This is a genomic window from Wenzhouxiangella psychrophila (genome assembly GCF_042310375.1).
In the GTDB taxonomy this organism is placed as follows: domain Bacteria; phylum Pseudomonadota; class Gammaproteobacteria; order Xanthomonadales; family Wenzhouxiangellaceae; genus Wenzhouxiangella.
The window spans coordinates 636159-643049 of the sequence record NZ_JBHJMQ010000001.1; the positions used below are offsets into that span (position 1 = coordinate 636159).

Annotated in this window: 3 protein-coding genes; all 3 read right to left on the reverse strand. The window is 66.3% G+C overall.

The window, feature by feature from the left end:
* Position 1: 1 nt before the first annotated feature.
* Complete coding sequence (locus ACDC66_RS02710) at positions 2–3448, reverse strand: AAA family ATPase (protein WP_376695131.1); 3447 nt, start codon at positions 3446–3448, stop codon at positions 2–4.
* A complete protein-coding gene (locus ACDC66_RS02715; protein ID WP_376695132.1) occupies positions 3445–4701 on the reverse strand; it encodes a metallophosphoesterase family protein in 1257 nt (418 codons plus the stop codon). The genes ACDC66_RS02710 and ACDC66_RS02715 overlap by 4 nt, the downstream gene beginning before the upstream one ends.
* Positions 4702–4784: 83 nt before the next feature.
* Positions 4785–6695 (reverse strand): ATP-binding cassette domain-containing protein, encoded by a 1911-nt coding sequence (locus ACDC66_RS02720; RefSeq protein ID WP_376695133.1) that lies wholly within the window; start codon positions 6693–6695, stop codon positions 4785–4787.
* Positions 6696–6891: the final 196 nt, after the last annotated feature.

The following is a 6891-nucleotide window of genomic DNA, read 5'->3' on the forward strand; positions in this document are numbered from 1 at the left end:
GTTAGGCATTGTCTTGAAGCGGATCGTCGATGGCGCTGACGATCCATTCGCGCAGTTCAGCGGCTTCTTCCGGGCTCAGCCCCGTTCGACTGGCCAGTTCGGCGGCGGTGATCGAGGGCGCTTCGCTTCGGCTGGCGAGGTAGCGATTGTCGGCCAGCCACTGTTCCAGTGCGTCGGTCGTGTCGGTACGGAAACGGCTGACGCGGCCTTGCCGCAGACCTTCCATCAGCGCCCGTGGGTGACCGTCGACTTCCTCGAGCAGGTCGAGCACCCGCGGCATGAAGGTGTCGGTGATCTGCCCGAAGGCGGCCAGGGCGCCGGCATCCACCGGCCGGTGATGTCGCGCGCGCCAGTTGTCGAGGATCAGCGCCGCGGCATTGCAGCGCCGCTCGAGCATCTTGCGCTCACCGGCATTGAGCAAGTCGGCGTCGTCGCTACTGTCGAGAAAGCCCGTCAGTTCGCCCACACGCGACAGTTCCAGACGCATCAGGCGCGCGGCCAGCGCCAGGTCGTCGTGAAGCAGGTGGAACACCTCGATCATGCCCGTTCCCAGCCAGGGCCTGATCGGCCCGATACCGGCCTCGCGTGCCCAATCCTCCGGGGAATGCTCACCTGGATCGGGGACGTCGCGCCGGCGGCGTTCGCCGGCCGGCATGGACAGCCTCAGCGGTTCGATCTGGCCGCGGCGGACTTCGGCCATGTCGACGGTGTGCGGCTGCGGGCCCTTGTCGACCCAGGCGGCCCAGGCCGTGGCTTCGTCGCTCTGTGCCGTCAGGTAGAACATCTGGCGTCCGCCGGCGGCGATTTCCTGCACCGATTCGACCACCAGCTGGTAGCGATCCGGATCGGAAGTGGTCAGAACTTCGTCCATGAATACCGGAAGCGGCTCGCGATTGCGCTCGGCCTGTTCGATCCAGGCCAGCCTGACGGCCAGCAACAGCTGGGTGCGGGTGGCGGTGGACAGCTCGGCCAGTGAGCGCGGCTGTTCGGCGCGGGCGTCGAAGGCCTCGAAGCGCTCGCCGCGAAATTGCAGCCGATAACGATGATGCGTGAAGCGCTCGAACCAGTGGGCAGCACGCCGGAGGGCGGCCGGTTCATTGTCGGCCTGATGGGCGATGCGCACGTCCTCGATCAGGGTCTGCCCGGCGGCGGCGAGCATGTGCTGGTCGAATTCGTCGGCCAAGGCTTCGCGCTGCTGCTCGTACTCGCCGGTCAGAGACTGCAGCTCCCGCCGGCGAACCAGGTCCTCATGTCGGGTGTGGATGGTGGCGATGTGCCGGTTGAGTTCGTCGCGGCGCTTGGCTTTTTCGGCCAGTTCCTCGTGGCGCTGGGCCAGGGCCTCGCGCTGCTGTTCCCGGGCCTGGTTGAGCAGTTCCTTGTCGGCGTCGAGTTTCTGCTCGAGTCGGGACACTTCCAGTGAGCGGTCGCGGCGCTTCTGCTCGAGTTGACGCCACTCTTCGTGTTGTTCGATTCGTTGAACGAGGGTGTCGCGGTCGTCGCTGTCGATGCCGGCCTGCTCGAATACCTGGGCGTGGCGATGCTGCAGCATTTCGACATCGGCTTCCAGTTCGCCCAAGCGATTGCGTTGTGCCTGGATTTCGTTGTGCAGCTCGGCATTGGTGCGCATGCGTGGCGTGAGCTGGTGCAGCACGCTGGCCAGGCTGCGACTGGAGAGATCCTTGATCTCGTCGAAGCCGTAGCGCTTGAGCAGTTCGGCCGCCTGGTTTCGGCTTTTGGCCTGGGCCGAGCGGTCGTGTTCGAGCTCGTGCTGGTATTGCGCCACTGCGCGGTCGGCCTGTTGCCAGTCGTGCAGTTGCCGCGCCCAGAGCAGAAAGCTCGTCTCCAGCCGCGTTTCCGACTTCAGGCCCAGCGCTTCGCCTGCCGCCAGCAGTTTCGCGCGTGCTTCTTCGAGTCGTGCTCGCTCCTCGTTGAGCCGTTCCCGCAGCTCGCCGGCGTGATTGTGTTGCACCTGCCGGCTGGTTGCCGACTCCAGTTCCTGCTCGAGTCGCTCGAGCCGGGTCTCGACTTCTTCCTCACTCCAGCCCAGCGGGGGTTCCACGCCGGTCGCCAGGAACCGGGCCCGCGCCGTGCCCAGGTAGCGAAAGCGCAGGATGAAGCGACCGAGCATGAATGCCGGTACGCCGACGGCAAGAAGGATCAGCAGGATAAGTTCGCTGAAGGGTTCGACCGAGCGCGGGCCGAGCAGGCGCCAGCCGGCCATTGCGCCGGCCAGTGACAATCCGCCCCAGAGCAGGCCTTCCAGGCCACTGAGGCGGGCATGTTCGATCCATTCCGACAATGCGTCGCGAGCGTCGCGCAGGATTTCGGGCGCGTCGGCGGCATCCGAGCGCGGCACATGCAGGCGTGCCAGTTCGGCGCTGATCGAGCGCACTTTCTCGCGCTGGTCGAGGACGCGATCGACTTGTCGTTCGAAGTCTTCGAGCTGATCGAGCGGCAGTTCGGGCTGGGCATCGGCATTCAGGCGGCCGAATCGTTCGCCGGCGGTTTTTCGCTGGCGCATGGCCTGGTCCAGTGCCGCGGCGTGCTGGTCGATCCTGCGCTCGATATCGGCCAGTTCGTCGCGGCGGTCGGCCAGTTCGGCTTGTACGGCCTCGAGCTGCTGCGGATCGACGCCGCCGCCGGCAGCCAGCCGTTCCTCCGCGATATTGAGTGACTCCCTGGTCAGCCCCAGGTCCTTGCGTCGCTGGGCGATCTGTTCCTCGATCTGGTCGAGCCGGGTCAGCTCGTCCCCGCGCAGGCGGTCCATGCCGCCGGGAAATTCCTCGATGAGGGTGTTCTCGAGCGCGGTTCTGGCAGCGATGGCGTCAGCCAGGGCAAGGCCATCCTCGCAGGCACGCAGCTCGCCAGCGGCAAGGCCGGTTTCCTCGAGTTCGCGCTGCAGCGCGTCGAGCGTGTCGAGTTCGTCCTGGAGCTCCGCGTATTCGTCCTGCTTGTCCTCGATCGCCCGAACCAGGTCGCCCAGTTCCCGTGCCCGCTTTTGCGGTCGTGGCGAACGGGTCAGCGGTGGCTCCGCGAGGACGGCGTCGAGATCGTAACCGCCGGCCAGCAGCGTACGAATCTGGGTCGCGATGTGCGCATCGGTGTCGCCGAAGCGGGACAGGTCCTCGGAACTGATGAGGTAGGCGCCGATGCTCTCGCTGCCGGGGAGTGATGGCGGTGGTGCCGGCTCGCTGCCCTCGAGCCAGGTGACCTGCTCGCCGTGGCGCTCGCACTCGAGCGTGTGTTCGCCCACGCGCCAGCGCGCATGAATGTGGCAGAAACCGGGGGTGAGTTCCGGGTAGAGCAGGGCGCGCACCGCGCGCACGATGCTCGATTTGCCCGAGGCATTCGGGCCGGTGATGAAATTGATCGCGTCGGGCTCGAAGCGGATCGAGACCGGCCCTTCCAGCCCCGCCAGGCTGCGAATGTCGATTCGCTCCAGCTTCATCCCGCTTCCTCGCGCTGGGCAACGAGGCGGGTCAGGGCGAGCCGCCCGGCCCGGCGCAGCCAGGCGGCGATGGCGGCGTCATCGGGCTCGCTTTCGAGGTCGCGAAACTCGCGGGCCTGCAGCACCGGCGACATGGACTCCCGGGCCAGGCGCACCAGGCGTTGGTACTCCTCGTCCTCGGGTGATTCCAGCGCCAGCAGGCGGCGCGCGAGCAGGCCGCTGGGGTCGGACTGGCGCGACAGGCGTTTGAGGTCCAGCCTCGGCACGACCACCGACTCGATCTTGTCGACGAAACAGGCCATGCCGTGCTCTTCCCAGGAGCGACCATCGGCGGCCAGCTCGGCGGCGGCAGAACCCAGGCTTGCAGCGGCAGGGGTCTGTCCCGTGAGCGTGATGCGCAGCCCGACCGCGGTCGGGGGGTGGTCGTATTCGGCCAGGGGGCGAAGATTTTCGCGCACGGCGCTCAGCACGGTCTCGCCCAACGCGGCAGCGTCCTCGAGCGCACTGCAGTCGACGTCGAGTGCTTCGTAGCGCAGTGGCGCCATGGGCAAATGGTCGGCGGCGATGTCCCGGCCTTCGACCTGTACCAGCCATGGTCCGCGTTGCCCGGTTTCGGAAGCGCGCAACGCCGAGATCGAGCCGAGGTAGCCGATCGGGCGATCGTCGTCGAGGTTATCGGGGCGGTGAATGTGGCCCAGCAGCCACGCATCCACCGGAGCCTCTTCCAGTTCGCGGCGGGCGACCGGTGCATGGGGGCTGTCGACCTTGTCGAGATCGCAATGCAGCAGGCCAATGACGGTTCCCTTCTCTCGCGCCTTGGGCATGCTCTCCAGCGGGCTGTGGCGAACCTGCGGGCGCGGAAAGGACCAGCCCAGGATGGTGACTTTGTCGACTTTTTGCGTCTGCCATTGTCCGTCCCGGCCCAGCAGTTCCAGATGCTCGATTTCACCGGCGAGTCGCGGCAGGATCTCCGTGTCGTGGTTACCCGCGACGGCCAGAATGCGGATGCCGGCCGCGGCGAGTTCCTCCACGCCGGCCTTGAGCTGGCCGTAAGCAACGAAGAAATCCCGACGGTGGTCGACCAGATCGCCGGCCAGGATCACGGCATCGACCTGGCGGCGAATCGCCTCGTCGACCGCTCTAGACCAGGCCACTTCGGGACCCAGCTCGTCGCGACGGCCACGCAGATCCTCGGGAATCGCCGCGGGCGGGCGTCCCAGGTGCATGTCACCGATGGCAAGCAGCGTGGTCACGTGTCGGGGCCCTCAGAAACGACGGTTCAACATAAAGGATTCGGCAAGGAGCGACAAGATCGAACCCGAACGGCTGACGTGAATCAGCCGGTCGCCCGTTCCGCTTCGAGCGCCTCGGCGGCTTCCATCCACTCACTCTCGATCGAATCGAGCGTTTGTCTGAGTTCGGCCTGGCGCGCGAGCAACTGTTGCAGCCGGTCGGCCTGTTCTTCTTCGTAGAGACCCGAATCCGCCAGCTCGGACTCGATGTCGACCAGCGCGCGGTTGGTCTGCTCGAGCTGGCGGTCGAGCTTGTCGACGCGGTTTTGCAGTGGTTTGATGCGCGCCCGGCGGGCGGCCTGGTCGCGGCGCCGGGCCTTGCGGGCGCCGGCGGTATGCGGCGTTGAGTCCTCCGGGCTTGAGGAAGCGGGTCCGTCCGTTGCGCTTGAGCGCTCGGCCAGCCAGCGCCGGTAGTCGTCGAGGTCGCCCTTGAATCGGCGCACACCGCCGTCGGCTACCAGCCAGTAGTCGTCCACGGTGTTGCGCAGCAGGTGGCGGTCGTGGGAGACGGTCACCACGGCGCCCTCGAAGCCCTGCATCGCGACGGTCAGGGCGTGGCGCATGTCCAGGTCGAGGTGGTTGGTGGGTTCGTCGAGCAGCAGCAGGTTGGGCGCCTGCCAGACCAGCAGGGCGAGTACCAGCCGAGCCTTTTCGCCGCCGGAAAAGGGGGCGACCGGACCGGTAGCCATGTCGCCGCGAAAATCGAACCCGCCAAGGAAATCCCGGAGCTTCTGCTCGCGCTCGTCCGGGGCGATACGCTGCAGGTGCGTGACCGGGCTGGCCGCCGAATCAAGCTGTTCGAGCTGGTGCTGGGCGAAATAGCCGATCCTGAGATTGCGCGTGCGCGTGATCTGACCGGCCATGGGTTCCAGTTCGCCGGCCAGGGCGCGCACGAAGGTCGACTTACCGGCGCCGTTGAGACCGAGCAACCCGACGCGATCGCCCGGTGCCAGGCTGGTCGAAATGCCGTCGAGGATGACCGTCTCGCCGTAGCCCAGCCGCACGTCGTCGAGATGAATGAGTGGGTTGGACGCGCGCGGCGGCTCGGGAAAGACGAAGTCGAAGGGAGAGTCGGCATGCGCGGGTGCGACCTTTTCCATGCGTTCGATCGCCTTGAGCCGGCTCTGGGCCGCACGCGCCTTGTTCGCCTGGGCACGAAAGCGGTCGACGAATTTCTGCATGTGGGCGATCTGGCGCTGCTGCTTCTCGAAGGTCGCCTGCTGCTGGGCCAGGCGTTCGGCGCGCTGCTGCTCGAAGTCGCTGTAGCCGCCGGTGTAGGTGTTCAGTTGGCGGTGTTCGATGTGCACGATGCGATCGACGACATTGTCGAGAAAGTCGCGGTCGTGCGAGATCACGACGAGGGTGCCCTCGAATCGCCTGAGCCAGCTCTCGAGCCACACCACGGTTTCCATGTCGAGGTGGTTGGTGGGTTCGTCGAGCAGTAGGAGATCCGACGGTGTCATCAGGGCCCGCGCCAGGCTCAGGCGAATGCGCCAGCCGCCCGAAAAGCTGCCCACCGGCTTTTCGTGCGCTTCGGTTGCGAAGCCAAGACCGTTGAGCAGCGAGCCGGCTCGCGAGCGCGCCGTGTAACTGCCGGCTTCGTCGAGGCTTGCATGCGCCTCAGCGATGGCGTGGCCGTCCGCCTTGGCTTCCGCCTTCTCCAGCATGGCTTCAGCTTCCCTGAGGCGCTGATCGCCGTCGATCACGTACTCGATGGCCGCCTTGTCGAGATCTTCGATCTCCTGGGCCATATAGCCGATGGTCCAGTCGTCGGGCAGCGAGGCTTCCCCCTGGTCCACGGACATTTCGCCGAGAAGCAGGCTGAACAGGCTGGACTTGCCGCTGCCGTTGGCGCCGACCAGCCCGACTTTCTGACCGGGATGGATCGTGGTCGAGGCGTCCTCGAGCAGCGGCTCGGGGCCGTGGCGGAGGGTGATGCCGGAGAGTTGGATCATTTCGTTGGCTGGTTTGCTCGTTCGCTTGTTCGCTCGTTCAGGCTTATGGTGGTCTCAGAAGACCACTGACGGCCCGGCGGCGTATGGTATCGCAGTAGAGCCTGTCCCGATTTCTGTGTAACCGCCCGCCTTCATAGTTGATCGGTGACCCGATCTTCGAATTGGATAATAAATTGGTTCAGCGCGGCCTTCCACT

What these genes read in the sequence shown, in the direction of transcription:
- ACDC66_RS02720 (WP_376695133.1), bottom strand. Translation starts at nt 6,695, where the DNA reads ATGATCCAACTCTCCGGCATCACCCTCCGCCACGGCCCCGAGCCGCTG.
- ACDC66_RS02710 (WP_376695131.1), bottom strand. Translation starts at nt 3,448, where the DNA reads ATGAAGCTGGAGCGAATCGACATTCGCAGCCTGGCGGGGCTGGAAGGG.